We start from the raw sequence: 23,257 nt of genomic DNA, 5'->3' as shown, positions 1-23,257 counted from the left end.
GTCATCCCTTTTGCAGAAGCGCCAGCCTTACCGCCAGCGCCGTGAAGATTGTCGCCGAGACGAGGCCGAGACCGCGCTGCACGGCGCGCGAGCCCCCCAGAAGCCGCCGCGCCTGCCCGGCGAACAGCCCGACCGCGCCATTGACCAGAAGCCCGCCAAGCGACAGCACGGCCCCGAGGATCAGGAACTGCGCCAGCACCGCGCCGCGCTCGACGACCACGAATTGCGGCAGGAAGGCCAGCACGAACAGGATCACCTTGGGATTGGTCAGATTGACCGTCAGCCCCTCGCGGAAGGCCCGGCGCGGAGAGACGGCGGGCAGATCCGGGGCCAGCGCGCCCTGCCGGACCGCCCGCCAGGCCAGCCAGAGCAGATAGGCGACGCCCGCCCAGCGGATCGCCTCGAAAGCGCCCGGCACCGCCGCAACCACCGCGCCAAGGCCGAGCCCGGCCAGCGTGACATGGACGAAACCGCCCAGCGCGATGCCCAGATCGGCCGCCAGCGCCGCGCGCGGACCGCCCCGCAGCCCCTGACCCAGGCAGAACATCATGTCGGCCCCGGGCGTCAGGTTCAGCGCCAGCGCCGCCGGCACGAAGGCCGCAAGCGTCAGAAGATCGACCGGCCCCATCACCCCCCCCGCAGCCGCGCCTGCAGCATCAAAAGATCGTGCCAGGCATCGCGCTTGGCCAGCTGGGTGCGCAGCAGATAGGCTGGGTGGAACATCGGCAGCGCGGGCCGGCCCAGCGCCTCGACCCAGCGGCCGCGCAGCCGGGTGATGCCCTTCCGACCCAGAAGCGCGCCGCAGGAATGATTGCCCATCAAGACCAGGATATCGGGATCGACCAGATCCACGTGCCGCTCGAGGAAAGGCAGCATCATCGCGACCTCGCCTGCCTCGGGGTCGCGATTCTGCGGCGGCCGCCAGGGCAGGACATTGGTGATGTAAAGCGCGCGCTCGGCCGCCGGATCGCCCCGCCCCAGCCCGATCTGGGCGAACATCAGGTCGAGAAGATGCCCGGCACGGCCGACGAAGGGCTTGCCCTGCAGATCCTCGTCCCGGCCCGGGGCCTCGCCGATCACCATCACCCGCGCCTTCGGGTTGCCATCGGAAAAGACGAGGTTGCGCGCGCCTTTCTTCAGCTCGCAGAGCTCATAGGCCGCCATCGCCGCCGCCAGCCCCTCGAGATCGGTGGCCGCCGCGGCCGCACCTTGCGCCACCGCCACCGGATCGACCGCCGCGGGCCGGGCGGGCGGAACCGGGGCCGACGGTCCCGGACGCGCCGCCGCTGCCGGGGCCGGGGCCGGCGCGGGGCGGACTTCCTCATAGCGGTTCACGGGGGTCTCGCAGATCGCCTCGGTCGCGCCGAGATCGACCTGCCAGGCCAGAAGCGCCAGGGCGTCATGCGGGGTCAGTGCGGGGTCCATGGCGCCTAGGCTATGCTGCCGCAGAGGGCTCGGCAATGCCTCCCTTGCCCCTGCCGCGCCCCGTTTCTATAAGCGGGCCAATCAGGTCGGAGGCTCCATGGAATTTCGCGCGCGTCACCTGCTTGGCATCGAGCATCTCAGCCCCTGGGACATCCGCATCATCCTCGACCTGGCCGAAAGCTATGTCGATCTCAGCCGCGGCGCCACGAAGCATGCCGATGTGCTGGCGGGGCTGACCCAGATCAACATGTTCTTCGAGGCCTCGACCCGGACCCAGTCCAGCTTCGAGATCGCCGGAAAGCGCCTCGGCGCCGATGTGATGAACATGGCGATGCAGGCCAGTTCCATCAAAAAAGGCGAGACGCTGATCGACACGGCGCTGACGCTGAACGCGATGCATCCCGATCTGCTGGTGGTGCGCCATCCGCATTCGGGCGCGGTCGATCTGCTGGCCCAGAAGGTCAATTGCGCCGTCATCAACGCCGGCGACGGCCGCCACGAGCACCCGACCCAGGCGTTGCTCGACGCGCTGACGATCCGCCGCGCCAAGGGTCGGATCCAGCGCCTGACGGTCGCGATCTGCGGCGACATCGCCCATAGCCGGGTCGCGCGGTCGAACCTGCTTCTGCTCGGCAAGATGGAGAACCGGGTGCGGCTGATCGGGCCGCCGACGCTGATCCCCTCGGGCGCGGCCGATCTGGGGGTCGAGATCTATGACGACATGAAAGAGGGCCTCGAAGGTGCCGATGTGGTGATGATGCTGAGGCTGCAGAAAGAGCGGATGGATGGCGGCTTCATCCCCTCGGAACGCGAATATTACCACCGCTTCGGGCTCGATGCCGAGAAGCTGGCCTATGCCAGGGAGGACGCCATCGTCATGCATCCCGGGCCGATGAACCGCGGCGTCGAGATCGACGGCACGCTGGCCGACGACATCAACCGATCGGTGATCCAGGACCAGGTCGAGATGGGGGTTGCGGTCCGGATGGCCTGCATGGACCTGTTGGCGCGGAACCTGCGCGCGGCCGGGGAGGCAGCTCATGTTTGATCCCAAGACCGAGGCTCCGCTGGAAGACGGCGAAACCGTGCAGATACAGTTCCGGGCCGACCGGGGCGCCTATCTCAAGGCCCATGCGATCATCGCCGTTCTGGCCGGGATCGGCGCGACCGTGCTGCTGGCGGCGACCGGCAATCCCTACCCCTGGGCCGGGATCGTCGCGGCGGTGCTGGCGATCGCGGTCCGGGGCGCCTTCCTGATGAGCGACGAGCTCGGCACGCGCTGGGTGCTGACCGACCGCGCCCTGCTGGGGCCCGGCGGGCGGCGGGTCCGGCTTTCGAGCATCGCCAGGGTCCGCACCATCGGCGCCGCGACCCAGGTCATCACGCTGGGCGGCGACAAGCATCTGATCAAGTTCCTCGCCGACCCGGCGGGTGTGAAGACCCGGATCGAGGCGGCACGGATGGCCGCAGGAGGGCCGGAGGCATGAGAACCGTCTTTTCCAATGCCCGCCTGATCGACCCCGAGGCCGGAACCGACAGCACGGGATGGCTTCTGACCGGCGGCGGCACCGTTCTCGACAAGGGCCATGACGCGCCGCCCGATTGCGACCAGGTCATCGACTGCAAGGGCGCCTGCCTCGCCCCCGGCATCGTCGATATCGGCGTCAAGGTCTGCGAGCCGGGCGAACGCCACAAGGAAAGCTTCCGCTCGGCCGGGCTGGCGGCGGCGGCGGGCGGCGTCACCACCATGGTCATCCGCCCCGATACCCTGCCCGCCATCGACACGCCCGAGGTGCTGGAATTCGTCAGCCGCCGCGCGCGCGAGGTCTCGCCGGTCCGGATCAAGCCGATGGCCGCGCTGACCAAGGGCCGCGCGGGCCGCGAGATGGTCGAGATCGGCTTCCTGCTCGACGCCGGCGCCGTGGCCTTCACCGATGGCGACCATGTCGTCACCGACAGCAAGGTGCTGAGCCGGGCGATGAGCTATGCCCGCTCGCTGGGCGCGCTGGTGATGGCGCATCCGCAGGATCCGGGCCTGTCGGCGGGGGCCGCCGCGACCTCGGGCAAGTTCGCCTCGCTGCGCGGCCTGCCCTCGGTGCCCGCGCTGGCCGAGAGGATGGGCTTCGACCGCGACATGGGCCTCGTCGAGCTGACCGGCGTGCGCTACCATGCCGACCAGATCACCACCGCCCGCGCCCTGCCCGCGCTTGACCGCGCCAAGGCCAATGGCCGCGACGTGACCGCGGGCGTCTCGATCCATCACCTGACGCTGAACGAGTTCGATGTCGGCGACTACCGCACCTTCTTCAAGGTCAAGCCGCCGCTCCGGGCCGAGACCGACCGGGTCGCGCTGGTCGAGGCCGTGGCCTCGGGGCTGATCGACGTGATCTCGTCGATGCACACGCCGCAGGACGAGGAATCGAAACGCCTGCCCTATGAAGAGGCAGCCTCTGGCGCGGTCGCGCTGGAAACCCTCCTGCCGGCGGCGATGCGGCTTTATCATGCCGGGGCGATCACGCTGCCCCAGCTCTGGCGCGCGCTGGCGCTGAACCCCTCGACGCGGCTCGGCCTGCCGACCGGGCGGCTGGCCCGCGGCGCCCCGGCCGATCTGGTGCTGTTCGACCCCGACGCGCCCTTCGTGCTGGACCGCTTCGCGCTGAAATCGAAATCGAAGAACACGCCGTTCGACGGTGCCCGGATGGAGGGCCGCGTGCTCGGCACCTGGGTCGCCGGAACCCGCGTCCACGGCGGAGACTGATCCGATGCCGATGATCGACACGCCCCTCCTGCTGCTGGCGCTTTTCGGGCTCTGCGGCTACCTGCTGGGGGCGGTGCCCTTCGGCATCGTCATGGCGCGGCTGTTCGGGCTGGGCGACCTTCGGAAGATCGGCTCGGGCAATATCGGCGCGACCAATGTGCTGCGCACCGGCAACAAGCTGGCGGCCTTCCTGACGCTGGTGCTGGATGCGGGCAAGGGCGGCATCGCGGTGCTGATCGCGCGGGCGCTCGCGGGCGAGGACGCGGCCCAGATCGCGGGCGGCGCGGCCTTTCTGGGGCATCTCTTCCCGGTCTATCTGGGCTTCCGGGGCGGCAAGGGGGTCGCGACCTTCCTGGGCACGCTGCTGGCGCTGGCCTGGCCGGTGGGGATCGCCGCCTGCGCCACCTGGGCGGCCTTTGCCGCCGCCTTCCGCTATTCCTCGCTTTCGGCGCTGGCCGCGGCCGCGCTGGCGCCGGTCTGGGCGATCCTTCTGGGCCGGGGCGAAACCGTTCTGCTGGGGGCGGTGCTGGCGGTGCTGATCTTCATCCGCCACCACGCCAACATCCGCCGCCTGCTGACCGGAACCGAGCCGAAGATCGGCCGCAAGACCGGCTGAGGCCCGGGGCCTGAGCGCCGGGCCTCTTCCCTAGGCTCAGACCTGTTCCAGCTCGATCAGCGTGCCGTTGAAATCCTTGGGATGCAGGAACAGCACCGGCTTGCCATGGGCGCCGATCTTCGGCTCGCCCGAGCCCAGCACCCGCGCGCCCTGGTCCTTGAGCCGGTCGCGGGCGGCGAGGATGTCCTCGACCTCGTAGCAGATATGGTGAATGCCGCCCGAGGGGTTCTTGTCGAGAAAGCCCTTGATCGGGCTTGCCTCGCCCAGCGGGAAAAGCAGCTCGATCTTGGTGTTGGGCAGCTCGATGAAGACCACGGTCACGCCGTGATCGGGTTCGTCCTGCGGCGCGCCGACCTTTGCTCCCAGCGTTTCGGCATATTGCGCCGAGGCGGCTTCCAGATCCGGCACGGCGATGGCGACATGGTTGAGACGGCCGATCATCCCTGATCCTCCTGATGATGTTCGCCCGGGTTATCCGGCCTGCCGTCCCGCGACGCAAGACCCGCCTCGGGACCGGAGGCAAGCGCGGGGTCGCGGGCCGCGAGAATCGGCCGGGTCAGCTCTGACAGCGGGACGATCTGCCGCCCCCCGGCATCGAAATTGGCCGGGTCGAGCCAGGTCTCGTAGGCCGCCTTCAGCGCCGGCCACTCGGCATCGATGGCGGCGAACCAGGCGGTGTCGCGGTTCCGCCCCTTGACCACCGCGGCCTGGCGGAAGACGCCCTCGTAGCTCAGCCCGTAGCGTTCGGCCGCCCGGCGCGACGCCCGGTTCAGCGCGTTGCACTTCCATTCGAGCCGCCGGTAGCCCAGCGCGAAGGCCCGGCCGATCAGCAGCGTCACCGCCTCGGTCGCGGCCGGACGCCGTTGCAGCGGCGCCGAGAAATTCACATGGCCGATCTCGATCGATCCGGCCCCGGGCGCGATCCGCAGATAGCTGAGCACGCCCAGCGCCCGGCCCGAAACCGCCTCGCGCACCGCGAAGAACAGCGGGTCCGCCCCAGAGGCGTCCCGGGCGATCCAGTCGGCCAGCGCCGCTTCGTCCGGGAACGGGCCATAGGGCAGATAGGTCCAGATCGAGCCATCGAGCAGCTGGGCGGCATGCAGCTCGGCGGCATGGTCGCGCGAGAGCGGCTCGAGCCGGCAATACCGCCCGGCAAGGCTGTCGCGATCGGGGCGGGGCGGCGGGCTCCAGCCGGGAAGCGGCGCGCCGAGGGGCAGATCCTGGGTCATTGCGGGCTCCTTTGCATCCCGGACCGGTCCGGGCCCGCCCCCATAAGGGAGAAGCGGCCCGCATTTGTCCATTGGCCCCTGCCCCTGCGCCACGCCCCGCCGCGGAGCGGCGCAGAGCGAAAAGGGCCGGGTCCGCTCCGACGGGCCGAGACCGGGACGCCGCGCAGCGATGTCGGCAGCAGGGCCGCACGGCCGCGCGCGATGACCGGTCAAGGCGGCCTCCCCTTCGCGCCGCTTCCGCAAGATGCCGCGCTGACCGGCGATCCGTTGCCTCGCCCCTGCCCTTTCGCGCCGAAGACCGGCGGCAAGGCCGAGCGGGTCATCCAGACCCGGCCCCGCGACGGGACCGAGCAACGGCCTTGCACATCCCTCATCGCAGACGCGCAATTCCGGCCAGACGCGCCGACCGGACATGCCGGGACCGCTCAAGGCCATATCCGGCACTCAACATCCTGCCACCGCGCGTAATAGCTCCCCCGGGAAACCGCAGGCGGGGTGTATGACAGGAGCGCCGCAAACCGGCTGAGGCCCGTCTCATGCCCTTGTCCGTCCCCCTTCTACGCCATGGACTGCAATGTCATGAGCCGGTTTTCTTGCTCCATGGCCGCCCCGGAGGACCGGGCATGGTGCCGCGTTCGGAACATGAACCGTCCGCCCGAGCACCGCTGGCGCTCGCCGCAACACCCCGCCGCTTACCTGTCTGCCTGCTCCGACATTGCTGCAAGGCGCCGGTCCCGCCATCCTGCCCACCTTGCCTGTCGGGCCATCGCCTTCCCGAGGCCGGGGGCCATGGCTCCGGGTGCGGCCAAGACCATCTGCCTTCGCGCATGCGGTTTCCGAACAAGCGGAAGCGACAGGCGCCCCGCGAGAGGCGCAGCGTGACCGGAGCGCGCGCCAGAGGACCGGCCGCGGCGCCCGCCCGCGAGGCCGAGCCGCATGATCCAGCGCCCGAAGCCCGGACGAGGACCAGGCTGCCGCATGCCATCGCCCGGACGCGCGTCGCCGATGCCGACGGACGGACCCGGCCAACGCGCCCGGGCGATGCGGCGACGGATCGTCTGGACAGGGCCGGTTTTTCCCGCTAAAGGCGCTCAGCATGACCCGTTGCGTTCATCTCTCCCTGCGCCGACGCCGCCGCCGTCTCTGAGCCGGCCGCCTCCGCCTGCGCCCACGCAATATCCCGACCTTTCCCCTCCGTGCCCCGGCACCTTTCCGAAGACAATTGACACGTACTGTCGCCCGAGGCACCCATAAGGCCTCTTTTCCGAAGGATTTCCCTGATGGTTCCGTCCGTCCTGCCGATCTATAACCGCGCGCCGCTCAGCTTCGAGACCGGCGAAGGCTCCTGGCTTGTCGCGACCGACGGCACCCGATACCTGGATTTCGGCGCCGGGATCGCGGTGAATGCGCTCGGCCATGCCAACCCGGCACTGGTGGCGGCGCTGACCGCCCAGGCGAACCGGATCTGGCACCTGTCGAACCTCTACCACATCCCCGAGCAGGAGGCCCTGGCCGACGCGCTGGTCGAGAAGACCTTCGCCGACACCGTCTTCTTCACCAATTCCGGCACCGAGGCCTGCGAACTCGCGGTCAAGATGGCCCGGAAATACTGGTACGAGAAGGGCCAGCCCGAGCGGGTGAACATCGTCACCTTCTCGGGCGCGTTCCACGGGCGGTCCTCGGCGGCCATCGCGGCGGTGGGCACCGAGAAGATGACCAAGGGGTTCGGGCCGCTTCTGCCGGGCTTCATCCACCTGCCCTTCGGCGCCCATGGCTCGGTGCTGCAGAACGCCATCGACGAGACCGTGGCCGCGATCATGGTCGAGCCCGTCCAGGGCGAGGGCGGCCTCCGGCCGCTGCCCGATCCCTGCCTGAAGGGGCTGCGCGACCTCTGCGACGAGACCGGGACGCTTCTGATCTATGACGAGGTGCAATGCGGCATGGGCCGGACCGGCAAGCTCTTTGCCCATGAATGGGCCGGCGCCGCGCCCGACATCATGATGATCGCCAAGGGCATCGGCGGCGGCTTTCCGCTGGGCGCGGTGCTGGCGACCGAGGCCGCGGCCTCGGGCATGAGTGCGGGCACCCATGGCTCGACCTATGGCGGCAACCCGCTGGCCTGCGCCGTCGGCAAGACGGTGATCGACATCATTTCCGATCCCGCCTTCCTCGACGAGGTGAACCGCAAGGCCGGGCTGTTGCGGCAACGGCTGGAAGGGCTGGTGGCGAGCCATCCCGAGGTGTTCGAGGCGGTGCGCGGGTCCGGGCTGATGCTGGGGCTGAAATGCCGCGCGGCCAATACCGACGTGGTGCAGGCGGGCTACGATCAGCACCTGCTGACGGTTCCGGCGGGGGACAATGTGGTCCGCATCCTGCCCCCCCTGACGATTTCCGACGAAGAGATTGCCGAGGCCGTTGCCCGGCTCGATGCGGCCGCGACGGCCGTTGCCGCGAAGGAGGCCCGGGCATGACCCATTTTCTCGATATCGACAGCACAGCGCCCTCCGATCTGCGGGCGATCCTCGATTGCGCCCATGCGATGAAGCAGGCCCGCGCGGGGCGCACCAAGGCCACGCCCGATGACGGCCGCCCGCTTGACGGCCGGATGGTGGCGCTGATCTTCGAGAAGCCCTCGACCCGGACCCGGATCAGCTTCGACGTGGGCGTGCGGCAGATGGGCGGGCAGAGCATGGTGCTGTCGGGCAAGGACATGCAGCTGGGCCATGGCGAGACCATCGCCGACACCGCCCGGGTGCTGTCGCGCTATGTCGACCTGATCATGATCCGGACCTTCGAAGAGGCGACGCTGCAGGAGATGGCGGATCACGCGACGGTGCCGGTGATCAACGGGCTGACCAACCGCACCCATCCCTGCCAGATCATGGCCGACCTGCTGACCTTCGAGGAACATCGCGGCCCGATTGCCGGGCGCAAGATGGTCTGGTCGGGCGACGGCAACAATGTCTGCGCCTCCTTCATCCAGGCCGCCGGGCAGTTCGGCTTCGACCTGACCTTCACCGGCCCGCAGCCGCTGGACCCGGAACCGGTCTTCGTCGAGGCGGCACGGGCGAAGGGCGCCGATATCGTCATCGAACGCGATCCGCTCAAGGCGGTCGAGGGCGCCGATCTGGTGGTGACCGATACCTGGGTGTCGATGCACGATCCGCAATCGGCGCGCGAGCGGCGCCATAATCAGCTGCGTCCCTATCAGGTGAACGAGCGGCTGATGGCGGCGGCCAAGCCCGACGCGCTGTTCATGCACTGCCTGCCCGCGCATCGCGACGAAGAAGCCACCAACGCGGTGATGGACGGACCGCATTCGGTGGTCTTCGACGAGGCCGAGAACCGGCTGCATGCGCAAAAGGCGATCATGCGGCATTGCCTCGGCGTCTGAGATTTCGGCGCCGGGGGCTCCAGCCTCTGAGGCCGCACCGATAGACCGGGGGGGGCTCCCGCCCCCGGACCCGCACCGGGCTTTGCCCGGCTTGACCGGGGTTGGGCCGAGCCGCGCGCAAGACGCGCGCGGCGCCTCTGGCGGGGGTATTGGCACCAAGAAGAAGGGGTGGGGCGTTCTCCGAGGCGACGGCCCTCCGGGGCCGGAGCCGAGACGGGGATGCCGAGATGGGGATCTTGCGCCGCAGGCGCTCCATCTGACAGCGCGCCCGCTGTCAGCTCCGGCGTTTGGCGCGGAGCGTGGGGGCGGCGGCGGTCGGGTCCTCGGGCCAGGGATGGCGCGGGTAGCGCCCGCGCATGTCCTTGCGTACATCGGCATAGCTGGTCGCCCAGAAGCCGGGCAGGTCCAGGGTGACCTGCACCGGACGCCCGGCGGGCGACAGCAACGTGATCCGGAGCGGCAGCCGGTTCGGCCCCACCGTCGGGTGTTCGGTCACGCCGAAAAGCTCCTGCAGGCGCAGTTCGATCCCCGGGGCCTCGGCGCCATAGTCGATGGGGATCTTCCGCCCCAGCGGCGTCTCGAAGGCGGGCGGCGCCAGGCGGTCGACACTCTGCCGGGCCTCCCAGTCGAGCCGGGCGGTCAGCGCGGGCAGAAGGTCGAGGCGCTTGAGGTCCTCTGCCGACCGGACCCCGCCCAGATGCGGCAGCAACCAGTCCTCGAGCCCCGCCATCAGCCCCGCATCGGAGAAATCGGGCAGCTCCGCCCCTTCGGCGCGCAGAAGCTCGACCCGCGCCCGGAAACGGCGCGCCGCATCGCTCCAGGGCAGGCCCAGCGCGCGGACGCCCTCGAGCATAGCGCGCGCGACCGTCTCGGGCGGGGGATCGGGCCAGCTGCGGTCGTCGAGCGCCAGCGCGCCGAAGCGTTCCTGCCGCCGTGCCGTCACGCGGGACTCGCGCCGCGACCACTCGCAGGTATCGGTCCAGGCGATGGCCGCGCCATGGACCGCGCGCAATTCGGCCTCGGAGAGCGGCGCAGCAAGCCGCACCTTCGCCTCGCGGGCATCGCCATCGAGATCGAGCGCCACGATCAGCCGCTGCCCCGCGAGCGGATCGGCCTCGTCCAGGACGGCCCCCTTGCCGCCCGAGAGCACGAAGCGCGGCGCGGTCCCCCGGCGCCGCAGCCCGACCCGGTCGGGATAGGCCAGCGCCGCCATTTCGCCCGGGCTCATCGGACGCGGGGCCCCGGGCGCGCGCCCGGCCAGCCGTTTCGCCTCGGTCCGGATCCGGGCCAGCGCGCCCCGGTCGGGCGGCACCGGGCTCGGCGCCTTCGGATCGCTCAGGCAACGCAGCCGCAGCGCCAGATCGGCGCCCGCACCGCGCAAGGGGTCGCGTTCGGACAGGAGCGCGGCCAGAGGCGCGGCCTGCCGCCCCGCCGCAAGCAGCATATGTCCGAGCCGCGGATGCAGGGGCAACGCCGCCAGCGCGCGGCCATGGCCGGTGATCCGCCCCGCGGCATCGAGCGCCCCGAGCCCGGCCAGAAGCGCCCGCGCCTCGGCGAAGGCGCCCGGATTGGGCGGGGTCAGGAAGGCCAGATCGCCGGGGCCGGAGGCGCCCCAGGCCGCGAGTTCCAACGCCAGCCCCGCCAGGTCGCCCGCCTCGATCTCGGCCGGGGGATAGGCGGCAAGGGCGCCGTCCTCGCCTTTGCTCCAGAGCCGGTAGCAGACGCCCTCGGCCACCCGCCCGGCCCGGCCGCGGCGCTGATCGGCCTCGGCCCGGGTGACGCGCTCGGTCACCAGCCGCGCCATGCCCGAATTCGGATCGAAGCGCGACCGGCGGGCGCGGCCCGCATCGACCACCACCCGCACATCCTCGATGGTCAGCGAGGTCTCGGCGATCGAGGTGGCCAGCACCACCTTGCGCCCCTCGCGCGCGGGCAGGATCGCGGCGCGCTGCTCGGCGAAGGGCAGCGCACCGTAAAGCGGCCGGATCCGGCAATCCTCCGGCAACCGCCCCTCGAGCGCTGCGGCACAGCGGCGGATCTCGCCCTCGCCCGGCAGGAAGACCAGCAGCCCGCCCGCGGTCTCGGCGGCGGCCTCGACCACCAGATCGGCCGTGGCGGCGGGCAGGCGCGTGCCCTTCGGCAGCGGGCGCGGCAACCAGCGCGTCGTCACCGGAAAGCTGCGCCCCTCGGAGCTCACGACCGGCGCATCCTCCATCAGCGCCGCCACCGGCTCGGCATCCAGCGTCGCCGACATCACCACGAGGATCAGGTCCTCGCGCAGCGCCGAACGAACCTCCCAGGCCAGCGCCAGCCCCAGATCGGCGGTCAGCGAGCGTTCGTGGAACTCGTCGAAGAGAATCGCGCCGATGCCCTCGAGCCCCGGATCGGACTGGATCATCCGCGTCAGGATGCCCTCGGTCACCACCTCGATGCGGGTGGCGCGGCCGACCCTGGCCTCGCCCCGGATGCGGTAGCCGACGGTCTGGCCGACCGGTTCGCCCAGGGCCTCGGCCATCCTTTCGGCAGCGGCCCGCGCGGCAAGGCGCCGCGGCTCCAGCATCACGATCCGGCCCCCGGTCAGCCCGGCCTCCAGCATCGCCAGCGGCACCCGCGTGGTCTTGCCCGCTCCGGGCGGCGCCTGCAGCACGGCCCGGCCCGCGCGGGCAAGGGCGGCGGTCAGGTCGGGAAGCACGGCATCGATGGGCAGCTGCGTCATGCCCGCCTTATGCGCCATCGCGGCCCGCACGGCCAGACTGCGCGACAGAGCGGGAGGGAGGGCTGGACAGCCCGGCCCGGGCAGGGCAAGACAGGAGCCGCCCCCGAAAGACCCGGAGCCGCCGATGACCCCAGACGAGCTTGCCCCCCGCATCAAGTCCGGCGAACGCCGTGCCCTCGCCCGGGCGATCACCCTGATCGAAAGCGGCCGCGAGGATCACCGCGCCCAGGCCCAGGAGCTGCTGGGCCTGCTGACCGACGCGCCCGGACAGGCGCTCCGGATCGGGCTGTCGGGCACGCCGGGCGTGGGCAAATCGACCCTGATCGAGAGCTTCGGGCGGATGCTGACAGACGAGGGCCACAAGGTCGCGGTGCTGGCGGTCGATCCGTCCTCGGCCCGCTCGGGCGGCTCGATCCTCGGTGACAAGACCCGGATGGAACGGCTGTCGCGCGACCCGAACGCCTTCATCCGCCCCTCGCCCAGCCAGTCGGCGCTGGGGGGCGTGGCGCGCCGCACCCGCGAGGCGGTGGCGCTTTGCGAGGCGGCGGGCTTCGGCATCGTGCTGATCGAGACCGTGGGGGTCGGTCAGTCCGAGACCATGGTCGCCGAGATGACCGACCTGTTCGTGTTGCTGATGGCGCCCGCCGGCGGCGACGAGCTGCAGGGGGTCAAGCGCGGCATCATGGAAATGGCCGACCTGATCCTCGTCAACAAGGCCGATGGCGACCTGAAACCCGCCGCCGAACGCACCCGGGCCGATTACGCGGGCGCGCTGCACCTCTTGCGCCGCCGTCCCCAGGACCCCGAGGGGTTCCCCAAGGCGGTCGCGGTCTCGGCGGTCGAGGAACGCGGGCTTCGCGAAGCCTGGGAGGACATGCAGGCGCTTGCCGACTGGCGCCGCGAGCACGGCCATTTCGATGCCCGCCGCGCCGCCCAGGCCCGCTACTGGTTCGCCGAGGAGGTCCGGCGCGGCCTGCTGGCCCGGCTCGATCGCGACCCGGCGATGCGGGCCCGGATGGCGGATCTCGGCGCGAAGGTGGCCGGGGGCGAGCTGACCGTCGCCCATGCCTCGACCGAGATGCTGACCGCGCTCGGCGTCAGCGCCTGACCCATCGGCAGGGCCGCGCATGAAGCCCTTCCTGATCCTCCAGCTCCGCCCCGAGGCCGAGGCCGCCGATGACGAATACGCGGCCTTCCTCCGGAAAGGCGGGATCGCTCCCGAGAATGCCCACCGCCTCCGGCTTGACTGCGAACCGCTGCCGGCCGATCTCTCGCTCGATGCCTTTTCCGGGGTGATCGTGGGCGGCGGCCCGGGCTGCGTCTCGGACCCCGAGGCAGCAAAATCCGCCACCGACCGCCGGATCGAGGCCGCGATCCTCGGCCTTCTGCCCGACATCACCGCCCGCGACATTCCCTTCCTGGGCTGCTGCTACGGCATCGGCCTTCTCGCCCACCATCTTGGCGCACCGGTGGCCAGGGGCCGCTTTGCCGAGCCGGTCGGCACCACCACCTGCCGCCTGACCGAGGCCGGACGCACCGAGCCGCTGACCCGCGGCCTGCCCGAGACCTTCCCGGCCTTCGTCGGCCACAAGGAGGCGGTCGAGGCGCTGCCCCCGGGCTGCGCCCATCTGCTGGCCTCCGACACCTGCCCGTTCCAGATGATCCGCCACGGCGCCAATGTCTACGCCACCCAGTTCCATCCCGAGGCCGACAGCGCGGGCTTCGAGCTTCGGATCCGGATCTACCGCGACCGGGGCTATTTCCCGCCCGAGGCCGCCGACGACCTGATCGCGCTCTGCCGTGCCCGGAAGGTCGACATCCCCGAGACCATCCTCGCCCGCTTCGTCGCCCGCCACGCCAGCCCATGAGCCCCCGACGCCCGGCGCCGGTCCGCCCCCGGGATGAATCGCTTGACCCCACCCCGTCTTCCCCCTATTAGCCTCGGACGGAATTCTTGGCGCTGCCTTTGCGGCGTCGGTCGCTTTATCGAAACGAGGAAAAGAACCATGTCGCGCGTCTGCGAACTGACCGGCAAAGGGCCGATGACCGGCAACAATGTCAGCCATGCCCATAACAAGACCCGGCGCCGGTTCCTGCCGAACCTCAACGAGGTCACCCTTATCTCCGACGTTCTGGGCCGGTCCTTCAAGTTCCGCGTCTCGGCGGCGGGCCTGCGCACCGTCGACCACCGCGGCGGTCTCGACAACTTCCTGGCCAAGGCCAGCGAAGCCGAGCTGTCCGACAAGGCGCTCAAGGTCAAGAAGGACATCGAGAAGGCCCGGGCCACGGCCTGATCCGGCCCGGCCGAGCCCGACCTGCAAAACTGTCCGGCGGCCCCGCTTGCGCGGGGCCTTTTGCATTGGCGCCGCCTTCTTCTTGGCTCCAATACCCCCGCCGGAGGCACCGCGCGCCTGCGCACGGCCCGGCCCGACTCGGGACAAGCGGGGCGCAACCCCGTGCAGGCCCGTGCAGGCCCTGGTCGGGAGTGCCTGCTTTCGACGTTTCAGGATCGCCCCCGGTCTCGAGTCGCTCTAAACTGGCGCCATGACCGGGTTCCGCTCCCTCATCGGCATCTGCCTCGCATTGCTGCTCGCGCTCACCTCGCTGAGCCTCGCGGCGGCGCGCGCGGCCCCCCGTCCGGTGGACCGGATCGTGCTCTGCACCGGCTTCGGCCTGCAGGCGGTCGAGGTCGATGCAAGCGGACACCCGACCGGGCCGCCGCATATCTGCCCCGACGGGATCGCGGCGCTGGCAGCGCTTGCGCCCGCGCCCCCGGCCCTGCCGGTCCGCCTGCTCCGCGCCCGGCCGCTCGGCCACCGCGACCGGCGGCGCGCGGCCTGCGGACGCCGCCCGCCGCAACCGCGCTCGCGCGCGCCTCCCGGCCGCATCGACTGACCCCCGACGACCCTTTCCAGAAAGCCAAGGACCAGGAGGCCAGAAATGTCCCTGAAAACCACCCTCTATGCGAGCCTGATCGCGCTCGCCCCCGCCCTGCCCGCCATTGCCGGCGATATCGCCGTCGAGGGCGCCTATGCCCGCGCCTCCTCGGCGATGGCGCAATCGGGCGCCGCCTTCATGACCCTCGTCAATACCGGCGCCGAGGACGACCGGCTGATCGCCGCCGCCTCGGACGCCGCCGAGCGGGTCGAGCTGCACACCCATGTCTCGGATGCCAACGGGGTGATGCGGATGATCGAGGTCGAGGACGGCTTCCCGGTGCCCGCCCATGGCCATCACGATCTGCGCCGCGGCGGCGACCATGTCATGCTGCTGGGCCTGACCCGACCGCTGACCGAGGGCGACATCGTCGGCCTGACCCTGACCTTCGAGAAGGCCGGCACGGTCGAGGTCGACGCCCCGGTCGAAAGCGTCCGCTCGTCGATGGGCAACGAAACGGACATGCCGATGAAGGGCCACATGGCGCACTGAGGCGGCCCGGGCGCCGGGGGCCTATCGGGGCCTCGGGCGCCTCCTCAGCGCCGCGCGCCGAGATACTCCTCGACCCAGACCGGCACGATCTCCGAGGCGGGGCCGTGCAGCCCCCGGTCGAAATCGCGGGCGATCTCGGAAGGTTCGAGGTTCAGCTCCAGCGTTTCGGCCCCGGCCCGCGCCGCATCCTGCACGAAGGCCGCCGCCGGATAGACGCTGCCCGAGGTGCCGATCGAGACGAACAGATCGGCCGCGCGCAGCGCCTCCCAGATCTCTTCCATGCGATAGGGCATCTCGCCGAACCAGACGATGTCGGGCCGGGTCGCGGCCACGCCGCAGGACGGGCAGGCATCCGCCACCCGCATCTCGGCCGGGGCCGGCCAGCCCGCGCCGCAGGACGCGCAGCGCGCCCGCGCCAGCTCGCCATGCATGTGCCAGACCGCCCGGCTTCCGGCGCGTTCGTGCAGGTCGTCGACATTCTGGGTCACGATCCGGACCGATCCGGGCGGCAAGGCCGCCTCGAGCCGGGCCAGCGCCAGATGTGCCGGGTTCGGCGCCGCCTCGGCCGCGTTCCGGCGCCGCGCATTGTAGAACTCCATCACCAGCCCCGGGTCGCGGGCAAAGCCCTCGGGCGTCGCCACATCATTCAGGTCATAGCGGGTCCAGAGCCCGTCCACGTCGCGGAACGTGCCGAGCCCGCTTTCGGCCGAGATCCCGGCCCCGGTGAGAATCACGATCTTGGTCATCGGGCGCACCTCCGCTATCCCTCAGAGCAAAAGGAGGCCGCCATGACCACCCGAATCCTTTTCGTCTGTCTCGGCAATATCTGCCGCTCGCCGACCGCGCATGGGGTGTTCCAGACCCTGGCCCTGGCCGAGGGCCTCGACATCGAGGTCGAGAGCGCCGGAACCGGGGGCTGGCATGTGGGCGATCCGCCCGACCCGCGCGCGATCCGCGCCGCGGCCGGGCGCGGCTACGACCTGACGCGGCTGCGCGCCTGTCAGGTCAAGGCCGCCGATTTCGCCACCTATGATCTGATCCTCGCGATGGACCGCTCGAACCTGACCGCGCTGGAACGGATGCGCCCGATCGACAGCGAAACCCCGGTCAGGCTGTTTCTCGACTTTGCCGACACCCCCCGCGACGAGGTTCCCGACCCCTATTACGATGGCAGCTTCGATCTGGTGCTCGATCTGGTCGAGGACGCATCGCGCGGGCTCATCCGCCATCTGGCGGGCTGAGCCCCGACCGCTCAGCCGACCGGATCGGGCAGCGGTCGGCCGTCGAGATGGGCGCGGATATTCTCGACCGCCATCAGCCCCATCGCGGTCCGGACCTCCAGCGTCGCGGTGCCCAGATGCGGCAGCAGCGTCACATTCTCGCGGCTTCGCAGTGCCTCTGGCACCTCGGGTTCGAATTCGTAGACATCGAGCCCCGCCCCCGCGATCTTGCCCGCCTCGAGCGCCGCGATCAGCGCCGCCTCGTCGACCACCTCGCCGCGCGAGATGTTGACCAGATGCGCCGTGGGCTTCATCGCCGCCAGCACATTGGCCCCGATCAGATGCCGGGTCCCGGCCCCGCCCGGCACCGCCGAGACGAGGATGTCGGCCTCGGCCGCCAGCGCCTCGGGACTGCCCAGCGCCCGGGCCGGAAAATCCAGCGCCTTCGGGCTGCGGGTGTGATAGAGAACCTCCATCCCGAAGCCGAAATGACAGCGCCGGGCGATGGCCTGCCCGATATTGCCCATGCCGAGGATGCCGACCGTCCTGCCGGTGACATGCAGCCCCAGCATCTGGGTCGGATGCCAGCCCTGCCAACGGCCTGCGCGCACCAGCCGCTCGCCCTCGCCCGCGCGGCGGCAGGTCATCAGGATCAGCATCATGCCGATATCGGCGGTCGCATCGGTCACGGCGCCGGGGGTGTTGGTCACGGCCACCCCGGCCGCCCGCGCCGCCGCGATGTCGATATGGTTGAAGCCGACGCCGAAATTGGCCAGCAGACGCGCCCGCGGCGCCGGCACATCGGCAAAGACCCCGGCCGAGAAGGCATCGCCCAGCGTCGGCAGCACGATGTCGTAATCCGTCAATGCCGCGCGCAGCTCGTCGGGTGACAGCGGCAGCGTCGATTGCCGAATCTCGGTCTCGCCCAGGGTCCGGACGGCCTCGACGACCCTTTCGGGCATCGGGCGGGTGACAAGGATCCTGGCCATCAGAACATCCGCCCGCCCAGAGGCACATCCTTGTCGGGCACGATCAGCACCACCTCGCCGTTTTCGTCGGGCAGCCCGAGGACCAGCACCTCGGAGCGGACCTTGCCGATCTGGCGCGGCGGGAAATTGACGACGCCCAGCACGCGGCGGCCCGGCAGGTCCTCGGGCGTGTAATGCGCGGTGATCTGGGCCGAGCTTTTCTTCTCGCCGATCTCGGGGCCGAAATCGACCCAGAGCTTGATCGCGGGCTTGCGCGCCTCGGGATAGGGTTCGGCCCGGGTGATCCGGCCCACCCGGATATCGACCTTGAGGAAATCGTCGAAGGAAATCTCGCTCATGCGCCCAACTCCTTTCCGCGTGCCGTCGCTGCCGCGACCGCCTTTTCCAGCAGCGGCGGAAAGCCGGTCTCGGGATCCATCAGAACCGCCAGCGCCGCCGCCGTCGTGCCGCCCGGCGAGGTCACGTTGATGCGCAACTGGGCGGGGTCTTCGGCGGCCTCCTCGGCCAGCTGACCCGCCCCCGCGACCGTGGCCCGGGCCAGTTTCATCGCCATGTCCGGTGGCAGCCCGGCGGCCTCGCCCGCCTTGGCCAGGGTCTCGATCAGGTGGAACACATAGGCGGGCCCCGAGCCGGACACGGCCGTGACCGCATCCATCTGGCTTTCGTCGTCAAGCCGCACCGTCTGTCCCACCGCCGACAACAGCGTCTCGGCCAGCGCCAGCCCGGCCTCGTCGACAGTGTCATTGCCGATCAGAGCGGTGATGCCGCGCCCGACGGCGGCGGGGGTGTTCGGGATCGACCGGACCACCGGCGCCCCGGCGCCCAGATGCGCGGCGAAATAGCCAAGCGTCTTGCCCGCCGCGATCGAGACGAACAGCGTCTGCCCGTCGGCAAAGCCCGCCACCTGCGGCAGCGCCTCATCCATCAGCTGCGGCTTGACCGCCAGCAGCACCAGCGCCGGGGCCGCGGGCAGATCCTCGTTGAGGTGAAGCCCCTCGGCGGCCCGTGCGCGCAGCCAGTCCGAGGGGTGCGGGTCAAGCACCCAGACCGCACCCGCGGGCAGGCCCTGCTTGAGCCAGCCCTCGAGCAGCGCGGATCCCATCTTGCCGCAACCCAGAAGCACCAGCCCCCGGGCGGAAAGGTCGTCGAATTCCATGATATGCCCCTTCTGCCTGTCGGGGCCGGAGGTTAGGCGCGCCCGTAGGCATCCGCAATGGCGACCTGCAGGGCATTGGCGGGCGTGCGGTCGGCCCAGACCACCAGTTGGAAGGCCGGGTAGAAGCGCTCGCAGGAGGACACCGCCGCCCGGATCAGCTGGTCGACCTGCTCGGGGCTTGCGGTCTGCCCGCCCGACAGCATCAGCCCGTGGCGCCAGACCATGAGCTGCTGGTCGTTCCAGAAGGTAAAGGCCCCGGCCCAGCACAGGTCATTGGTGGCGTTGAGCGTCTCGTAAAGCACCGGCAGGCGCTCGGGCGGGGGTTCCATCTCGAAGGTGCAGACCAGCCGCAGCGTCTCGTCGAAGGCCGACCAGGCCAGAGTGATCGAATAGGTGCGCCACTGGCCGACCACCGCCATCGCGATCTGGTCATCGGCGACACGGTCGAATTCCCAGTCGTGATGCGAGGCGAGGGTCTCGACCAGGTCGATGGGATGGATCTCGTCGCTCAGCAGGTAATCTTCGGTATAGCTCATGCCCGGCCTCGCTTTCGATCTAGCCCAGGTTGGACCGAGGCCCACTAGGCTTTGGCTCTCACTCTAGGTCCGGGGTGCTTTCCCCGCTTCCTTACCAAATATGGTGAGGGCAAAGCAGAAGGCTGTAAAGCGGATTTTTGTTAAGTTTGAACGACAGACCGCAATATCTTGTGGACAATTCCGGCGTGACACTGAGATCCGGCGTGGGCTGGGTTTCAGGTTGCAAAGGGGGCCTTGCCCGACCGTTTCCGCCAAATGTCTCGGGGCCTTTCGGAGCGGCGGATCGCCTGGTGTTGTTGCACAATCGAAGAAATAAGCGGTCGCAGCGGCTTGTACGAAGGGTTTCTTGCTCGCTGAGCCGCGCAACATCCGGCCTCGAAAGCCACCCGGCGACGCAAGATCCTTCGATTATACGACAAAGCCGGTTCGCCTTCTGCCATCAGGATGGCGTCCGAGCGGAACCGAACAGGGAAGACAATTTTCTTCGACGCGGGGAGATTGCCCGACACCCGGCCCCGCGAGGACCTCTGTGCATGCCCCAAGCCGAATTATGCCAGATCCGAAGGTCCGACCCTACAAACGCTGGCAGTGCCGGGCTGCCTAGGCTCCGGCCACAAACCGGACGCGTCGCCCAAACGCACAAAACAATGTCTGTCCTTTTGGTGCCGGAACGAATTTTCGTCGAAAATTCGCGCCCCGGCAACGGCCGCGCAGAGCGCCGCCTATTTCGCTTCCAGCGCCGCGATCCGGGCTTTCAGCGCCTCGTTCTCCTCGCGCGCTTTCTGCGCCATCGACCGCACCGCATCGAATTCCTCGCGGGTCACGAAGTCCCGGTCGGCGAGCCAGCGGTCGAGCATGCTCTTCATCGCGGTCTCGGCCTCGTCCTTGGCCCCCTGGGCCACGCCCATGGCATTCGTCATCAGCTTCGACATGTCGTCGAGAAATTTGTTCCGGGTCTGCATGGCGGCCTCTGGCTTTTACACTGGCTTTCACAATCGCGCTCTATATGGCCCGCAGGCGCGCCAAGCTCAAGGTTGACTTCGCCGCGCCGCACAGAGAACAGAAGACCCAAGATGCAAGCGGTACTCTCCTTCCCCGACCTCAGCCCCGAGATCTTCTCGATCTCGGTCTTCGGCCTCGACTTCGCGCTGCGCTGGTACGCGCTCGCCTATATCGCCGGCATCGTGCTTGGCTGGCGCCTAGTCGTCGCGCTGATGCGACGCGACCGGATCTGGGCCGGGGCGCGTCCGCCGATGCGCCCGGAGCAGGTCGAGGAGCTTCTGACCTGGATCGTGCTCGGCGTGATCCTCGGCGGGCGGCTTGGCTTCGTGCTGTTCTACAAGCCCTTCGAATACCTGCAGGCCCCCTGGGAGATCCCGATGCTCTGGCATGGCGGGATGTCCTTCCATGGCGGCCTTCTGGGGGTGATGATCGCCTTGGTCATCTTCACCCGCAAACAGGCAATCCCGCTTCTGCCCGCGGCGGACGCGCTTGCGCTTGCGGTGCCCATCGGCCTCTTCTTCGGACGGATCGCGAATTTCATCAATGGCGAGCTCTGGGGCCGCCCCTCCGATCTGCCCTGGGCCGTCGTCTTTCCGGGCCCGGCCGCGCAATACTGCCCCGGATGGAACAGCCTGCCCTGCGCCCGCCACCCCTCGCAGCTTTACGAGGCCGGTCTGGAGGGGCTCCTGCTCGGGGCGCTTCTGCTCTGGCTCGCGCTGTCCCGCGGGGCGCTCAGGACGCCGGGCCGGATCGCCGGAACCTTTTTCACCGGCTACGGGCTCGCGCGCTTCGCGGTGGAATTCCTCCGCCAGCCCGATGCGCAATTCGCGGGTCCCGGCAATCCGCTCGGGCTCGCCCTGCATTGGCAGGGCTACGGGCTGACCATGGGCCAGCTGCTGTCTTTGCCGATGATCGCCTTCGGCCTCGGCCTCATCCTGCACGCGGCGCGGCGGCGGCCATGACCGAAACCCCGCTGGCCCGCCTCCTCGCCCGGCGAATCGCCGCGACCGGCCCGATCAGCATCGCCGAGTTCATGGCCGACTGCCTGATGCATCCCGAGCATGGCTATTACAGCACCCGCGACCCGTTAGGGCAGTCGGGCGACTTCACCACCGCGCCCGAGATCAGCCAGATGTTCGGCGAGCTTCTGGGGCTCTGGGTCGCGCAGGTCTGGCTCGACCAGGGCGCGCCCGCCCCCTTCACCCTGGCCGAGCTCGGCCCCGGGCGCGGCACGCTGATGGCCGACCTCTGGCGCGCGACGCGGGGCGTCCCGGGCTTTCACGCCGCCGCGCGGCTGCATCTGGTCGAGACCTCGCCCACCCTGCGCGCCCGCCAGCGCGCGGCCTTGCCGGAGCAGGACATCGCCTGGCTCGACAGCGTCGAGGCACTGCCCGACGCGCCGCTCTTCCTGATTGCCAACGAATTCTTCGACGCCCTGCCGATCCGCCAGTTCCAGCGCGACGATGCCGGCTGGTGCGAGCGTCTGGTCGGGCTCGACGGCGCGCGGCTGAGCCTCGGGCTTTCGGCGCCGTTGCCGCTTGCCGCGCTGGAACACCGGCTTGCCGATACCAAGCCTGGCGACATCGTCGAAACATGCGCCGCCGCCGAGGCCATCACCGCCAGCCTGTCTGCGCGGATTTCCACTCATGGCGGCGCCGCGCTGATCGTCGATTACGGCGGCTGGCGCAGCCTCGGCGACACCCTGCAGGCGCTGCGCGCGCACCGGCCCGAGCCCGTCCTCGACCATCCCGGCGAGGCCGATCTGACCGCGCATGTCGATTTCGAGGCGCTGGCCCGGGCCGCAACCGGCCTTCGCGTCAGCGGCCCCGTGCCGCAGGGCACCTTTCTCGAACGGCTGGGAATTGCGACCCGAACCGAGGTCTTGGCGCGAAACCTTGCCGGTGACGCCCTTGCCGGCCATCTCGCCGCATATCGCCGCTTGACCCATCCCGAGGAAATGGGAACGCTCTTCAAGACGCTCGCCCTGACCCCCCCACGCGCTCCCGATCCGCCAGGACTGCATTCATGACTCTGGAAATACTCACCTCCGACGCGCTGGCGCCGCTTCGCCACGGGTTCTTCACCCGACGCGGCGGCGCCTCTTCGGGGGTTTTCGCGGGGCTGAACTGCGGCGGCGGCTCGTCGGACCTGTCCGAGGCGGTGGCCATCAACCGCAGCCGGGTGGCCGGGGCAATGGGGGTGCAGAGCGACCGGCTGGTCACCGTCCATCAGGTCCATTCCGCCGAGGTCGCAACGATCGAGACCCCGACAGCGACGCCGATGCGCGCCGATGCGATGGTGACGCGGCAACCCGATCTGGCGCTGGGCGTGCTGACCGCCGACTGCCAGCCCGTTCTCTTTGCCGACCTTAGCGCCGGCGTGGTCGGCGCGGCCCATGCCGGCTGGCGCGGCGCGCTCGGGGGCATTCTCGAGGCCACGCTCGAGGCGATGGAGGCGCTGGGGGCCCGGCGCGAGGACACGGCCGCGGTGATCGGCCCGACGATCAGCCAGCGTGCCTATGAGGTCGGCCCCGAATTCCTCGACGCCTTCCTCAGCGAAGACCCGGATTCTGCACGTTTCTTCGCCGCCGGTCAGGGTGATCGGATGCAGTTCGACCTGCCGGGCTTCAGCCTCGCAAGGCTGCGCGGCGCAGGCATCGGCCAGGCCGCCTGGACCCGGCATTGCACCTATTCCGACCCCGAGCGGTTCTTTTCCTACCGGCGCAGCGTGCATGTCGGCGAGGCCGATTACGGGCGGCTGATCTCGACGATCCGGCTGTAAGCCCGG

The 23,257-nt window shown here is 70.0% G+C and carries 26 protein-coding genes; 15 read left to right on the top strand and 11 right to left on the bottom strand.

Annotation, left to right across the window (positions count from 1 at the left end):
• Nucleotide 1: 1 nt before the first annotated feature.
• Nucleotides 2-628 carry a LysE family translocator gene (locus tag A6W98_RS08715; RefSeq protein WP_042460380.1) on the bottom strand — a complete coding sequence of 209 codons (627 nt, stop codon included), beginning with the start codon at nucleotides 626-628 and terminating at the stop codon, nucleotides 2-4.
• Entirely contained in the window at nucleotides 628-1,425 is a 798-nt protein-coding gene (locus A6W98_RS08710; protein WP_042460377.1) for a uracil-DNA glycosylase, read from the bottom strand. Before A6W98_RS08710 ends, A6W98_RS08715 begins: the two co-directional genes overlap by 1 nt.
• Nucleotides 1,426-1,522: 97 nt before the next feature.
• Here A6W98_RS08710 and A6W98_RS08705 point away from each other — a divergent pair, with 97 nt between their 5' ends.
• Genes A6W98_RS08705 through plsY form a run of 4 tightly spaced genes read left to right on the top strand, consistent with a single transcriptional unit; the run spans nucleotide 1,523 to nucleotide 4,799 of the window.
• Nucleotides 1,523-2,473 carry an aspartate carbamoyltransferase catalytic subunit gene (locus tag A6W98_RS08705; RefSeq protein WP_042460373.1) on the top strand — a complete coding sequence of 317 codons (951 nt, stop codon included), beginning with the start codon at nucleotides 1,523-1,525 and terminating at the stop codon, nucleotides 2,471-2,473.
• Nucleotides 2,466-2,912 carry a hypothetical protein gene (locus A6W98_RS08700; protein WP_042460370.1) on the top strand — a complete coding sequence of 149 codons (447 nt, stop codon included), beginning with the start codon at nucleotides 2,466-2,468 and terminating at the stop codon, nucleotides 2,910-2,912. Before A6W98_RS08705 ends, A6W98_RS08700 begins: the two co-directional genes overlap by 8 nt.
• Nucleotides 2,909-4,183, top strand: coding sequence for a dihydroorotase (gene pyrC / locus A6W98_RS08695; RefSeq protein ID WP_042460367.1), 1,275 nt, complete (start codon nucleotides 2,909-2,911; stop codon nucleotides 4,181-4,183). Before A6W98_RS08700 ends, pyrC begins: the two co-directional genes overlap by 4 nt.
• Nucleotides 4,184-4,187: 4 nt before the next feature.
• A complete protein-coding gene (gene plsY, locus A6W98_RS08690; RefSeq protein WP_042460364.1) occupies nucleotides 4,188-4,799 on the top strand; it encodes a glycerol-3-phosphate 1-O-acyltransferase PlsY in 612 nt (203 codons plus the stop codon).
• Nucleotides 4,800-4,835: 36 nt separating this feature from the next.
• On the opposite strand, the gene mce is transcribed toward plsY, so the two are convergent.
• Together mce and A6W98_RS08680 are read right to left on the bottom strand one after the other, a co-directional pair.
• Nucleotides 4,836-5,240 carry a methylmalonyl-CoA epimerase gene (gene mce, locus A6W98_RS08685; RefSeq protein ID WP_042460361.1) on the bottom strand — a complete coding sequence of 135 codons (405 nt, stop codon included), beginning with the start codon at nucleotides 5,238-5,240 and terminating at the stop codon, nucleotides 4,836-4,838.
• On the bottom strand, nucleotides 5,237-6,028 hold the full coding sequence (locus A6W98_RS08680; RefSeq protein ID WP_063490899.1) for a GNAT family N-acetyltransferase: 792 nt from the start codon (nucleotides 6,026-6,028) through the stop codon (nucleotides 5,237-5,239). The genes mce and A6W98_RS08680 overlap by 4 nt, the downstream gene beginning before the upstream one ends.
• 1,280 nt (nucleotides 6,029-7,308) lie before the next feature.
• On the opposite strand from A6W98_RS08680, the gene A6W98_RS08670 reads away from it, so the two are divergent.
• Nucleotides 7,309-8,499: an aspartate aminotransferase family protein gene (locus A6W98_RS08670; protein WP_042460355.1), complete on the top strand. Its 1,191-nt coding sequence runs from the start codon at nucleotides 7,309-7,311 to the stop codon at nucleotides 8,497-8,499.
• On the top strand, nucleotides 8,496-9,422 hold the full coding sequence (gene argF, locus A6W98_RS08665) for an ornithine carbamoyltransferase (RefSeq protein ID WP_042460353.1): 927 nt from the start codon (nucleotides 8,496-8,498) through the stop codon (nucleotides 9,420-9,422). The genes A6W98_RS08670 and argF overlap by 4 nt, the downstream gene beginning before the upstream one ends.
• 274 nt (nucleotides 9,423-9,696) lie before the next feature.
• Here the strand turns inward: argF and hrpB are convergent, their stop codons facing one another.
• Nucleotides 9,697-12,138, bottom strand: coding sequence for an ATP-dependent helicase HrpB (gene hrpB, locus A6W98_RS08660; protein ID WP_042460351.1), 2,442 nt, complete (start codon nucleotides 12,136-12,138; stop codon nucleotides 9,697-9,699).
• A gap of 124 nt (nucleotides 12,139-12,262) precedes the next feature.
• Here hrpB and meaB point away from each other — a divergent pair, with 124 nt between their 5' ends.
• The 5 genes from meaB to A6W98_RS08635 all read left to right on the top strand — a co-directional run bounded on the left by meaB (nucleotide 12,263) and on the right by A6W98_RS08635 (nucleotide 15,567).
• Nucleotides 12,263-13,246: a methylmalonyl Co-A mutase-associated GTPase MeaB gene (meaB, locus tag A6W98_RS08655; RefSeq protein WP_042460348.1), complete on the top strand. Its 984-nt coding sequence runs from the start codon at nucleotides 12,263-12,265 to the stop codon at nucleotides 13,244-13,246.
• A 19-nt stretch (nucleotides 13,247-13,265) separates the two neighbouring features.
• Complete coding sequence (locus A6W98_RS08650) at nucleotides 13,266-14,006, top strand: glutamine amidotransferase (protein WP_042460345.1); 741 nt, start codon at nucleotides 13,266-13,268, stop codon at nucleotides 14,004-14,006.
• A gap of 138 nt (nucleotides 14,007-14,144) precedes the next feature.
• Nucleotides 14,145-14,432, top strand: coding sequence for a 50S ribosomal protein L28 (gene rpmB / locus A6W98_RS08645; protein ID WP_042460342.1), 288 nt, complete (start codon nucleotides 14,145-14,147; stop codon nucleotides 14,430-14,432).
• Nucleotides 14,433-14,682: 250 nt separating this feature from the next.
• The gene (locus tag A6W98_RS08640; protein ID WP_042460339.1) at nucleotides 14,683-15,033 is read left to right on the top strand and encodes a hypothetical protein; all 351 of its coding nucleotides are present in this window, start codon (nucleotides 14,683-14,685) and stop codon (nucleotides 15,031-15,033) included.
• Between the two features lie 45 nt (nucleotides 15,034-15,078).
• On the top strand, nucleotides 15,079-15,567 hold the full coding sequence (locus A6W98_RS08635) for a copper chaperone PCu(A)C (protein ID WP_042460336.1): 489 nt from the start codon (nucleotides 15,079-15,081) through the stop codon (nucleotides 15,565-15,567).
• Between the two features lie 44 nt (nucleotides 15,568-15,611).
• Here the strand turns inward: A6W98_RS08635 and A6W98_RS08630 are convergent, their stop codons facing one another.
• The gene (locus A6W98_RS08630; protein WP_042460333.1) at nucleotides 15,612-16,313 is read right to left on the bottom strand and encodes an NAD-dependent deacylase; all 702 of its coding nucleotides are present in this window, start codon (nucleotides 16,311-16,313) and stop codon (nucleotides 15,612-15,614) included.
• A 42-nt stretch (nucleotides 16,314-16,355) separates the two neighbouring features.
• Here A6W98_RS08630 and A6W98_RS08625 point away from each other — a divergent pair, with 42 nt between their 5' ends.
• Complete coding sequence (locus tag A6W98_RS08625; protein ID WP_042460331.1) at nucleotides 16,356-16,808, top strand: low molecular weight protein-tyrosine-phosphatase; 453 nt, start codon at nucleotides 16,356-16,358, stop codon at nucleotides 16,806-16,808.
• Between the two features lie 11 nt (nucleotides 16,809-16,819).
• Here the strand turns inward: A6W98_RS08625 and A6W98_RS08620 are convergent, their stop codons facing one another.
• The 5 genes from A6W98_RS08620 to A6W98_RS08600 all read right to left on the bottom strand — a co-directional run bounded on the left by A6W98_RS08620 (nucleotide 16,820) and on the right by A6W98_RS08600 (nucleotide 20,430).
• Nucleotides 16,820-17,776, bottom strand: a complete 957-nt coding sequence (locus A6W98_RS08620; protein WP_042460328.1) for a 2-hydroxyacid dehydrogenase — start codon at nucleotides 17,774-17,776, stop codon at nucleotides 16,820-16,822.
• A complete protein-coding gene (locus A6W98_RS08615; protein WP_042460325.1) occupies nucleotides 17,776-18,114 on the bottom strand; it encodes a tRNA-binding protein in 339 nt (112 codons plus the stop codon). Before A6W98_RS08615 ends, A6W98_RS08620 begins: the two co-directional genes overlap by 1 nt.
• Nucleotides 18,111-18,932, bottom strand: a complete 822-nt coding sequence (gene proC / locus A6W98_RS08610; protein ID WP_042460322.1) for a pyrroline-5-carboxylate reductase — start codon at nucleotides 18,930-18,932, stop codon at nucleotides 18,111-18,113. Before proC ends, A6W98_RS08615 begins: the two co-directional genes overlap by 4 nt.
• Nucleotides 18,933-18,964: 32 nt before the next feature.
• Nucleotides 18,965-19,468 (bottom strand): type III secretion system chaperone family protein, encoded by a 504-nt coding sequence (locus tag A6W98_RS08605; protein ID WP_042460319.1) that lies wholly within the window; start codon nucleotides 19,466-19,468, stop codon nucleotides 18,965-18,967.
• Between the two features lie 722 nt (nucleotides 19,469-20,190).
• Complete coding sequence (locus A6W98_RS08600) at nucleotides 20,191-20,430, bottom strand: accessory factor UbiK family protein (protein WP_042460316.1); 240 nt, start codon at nucleotides 20,428-20,430, stop codon at nucleotides 20,191-20,193.
• Between the two features lie 111 nt (nucleotides 20,431-20,541).
• Here A6W98_RS08600 and lgt point away from each other — a divergent pair, with 111 nt between their 5' ends.
• The 3 genes from lgt to pgeF are packed head-to-tail and all read left to right on the top strand — an operon-like array spanning nucleotide 20,542 to nucleotide 23,251.
• Nucleotides 20,542-21,432 (top strand): prolipoprotein diacylglyceryl transferase, encoded by an 891-nt coding sequence (lgt, locus tag A6W98_RS08595; protein ID WP_042460313.1) that lies wholly within the window; start codon nucleotides 20,542-20,544, stop codon nucleotides 21,430-21,432.
• On the top strand, nucleotides 21,429-22,499 hold the full coding sequence (locus A6W98_RS08590; protein WP_042460310.1) for a class I SAM-dependent methyltransferase: 1,071 nt from the start codon (nucleotides 21,429-21,431) through the stop codon (nucleotides 22,497-22,499). Before lgt ends, A6W98_RS08590 begins: the two co-directional genes overlap by 4 nt.
• Nucleotides 22,496-23,251 (top strand): peptidoglycan editing factor PgeF, encoded by a 756-nt coding sequence (pgeF, locus tag A6W98_RS08585; protein ID WP_042460307.1) that lies wholly within the window; start codon nucleotides 22,496-22,498, stop codon nucleotides 23,249-23,251. Before A6W98_RS08590 ends, pgeF begins: the two co-directional genes overlap by 4 nt.
• Nucleotides 23,252-23,257: the final 6 nt, after the last annotated feature.

Origin of the sequence: Rhodovulum sulfidophilum DSM 1374 (assembly GCF_001633165.1) — a bacterium.
GTDB classification, from domain to species: Bacteria; Pseudomonadota; Alphaproteobacteria; order Rhodobacterales; family Rhodobacteraceae; genus Rhodovulum; species Rhodovulum sulfidophilum.
Note: the sequence above shows the minus strand (reverse complement) of the source record. Positions and strands in the feature narration are given on the sequence as shown.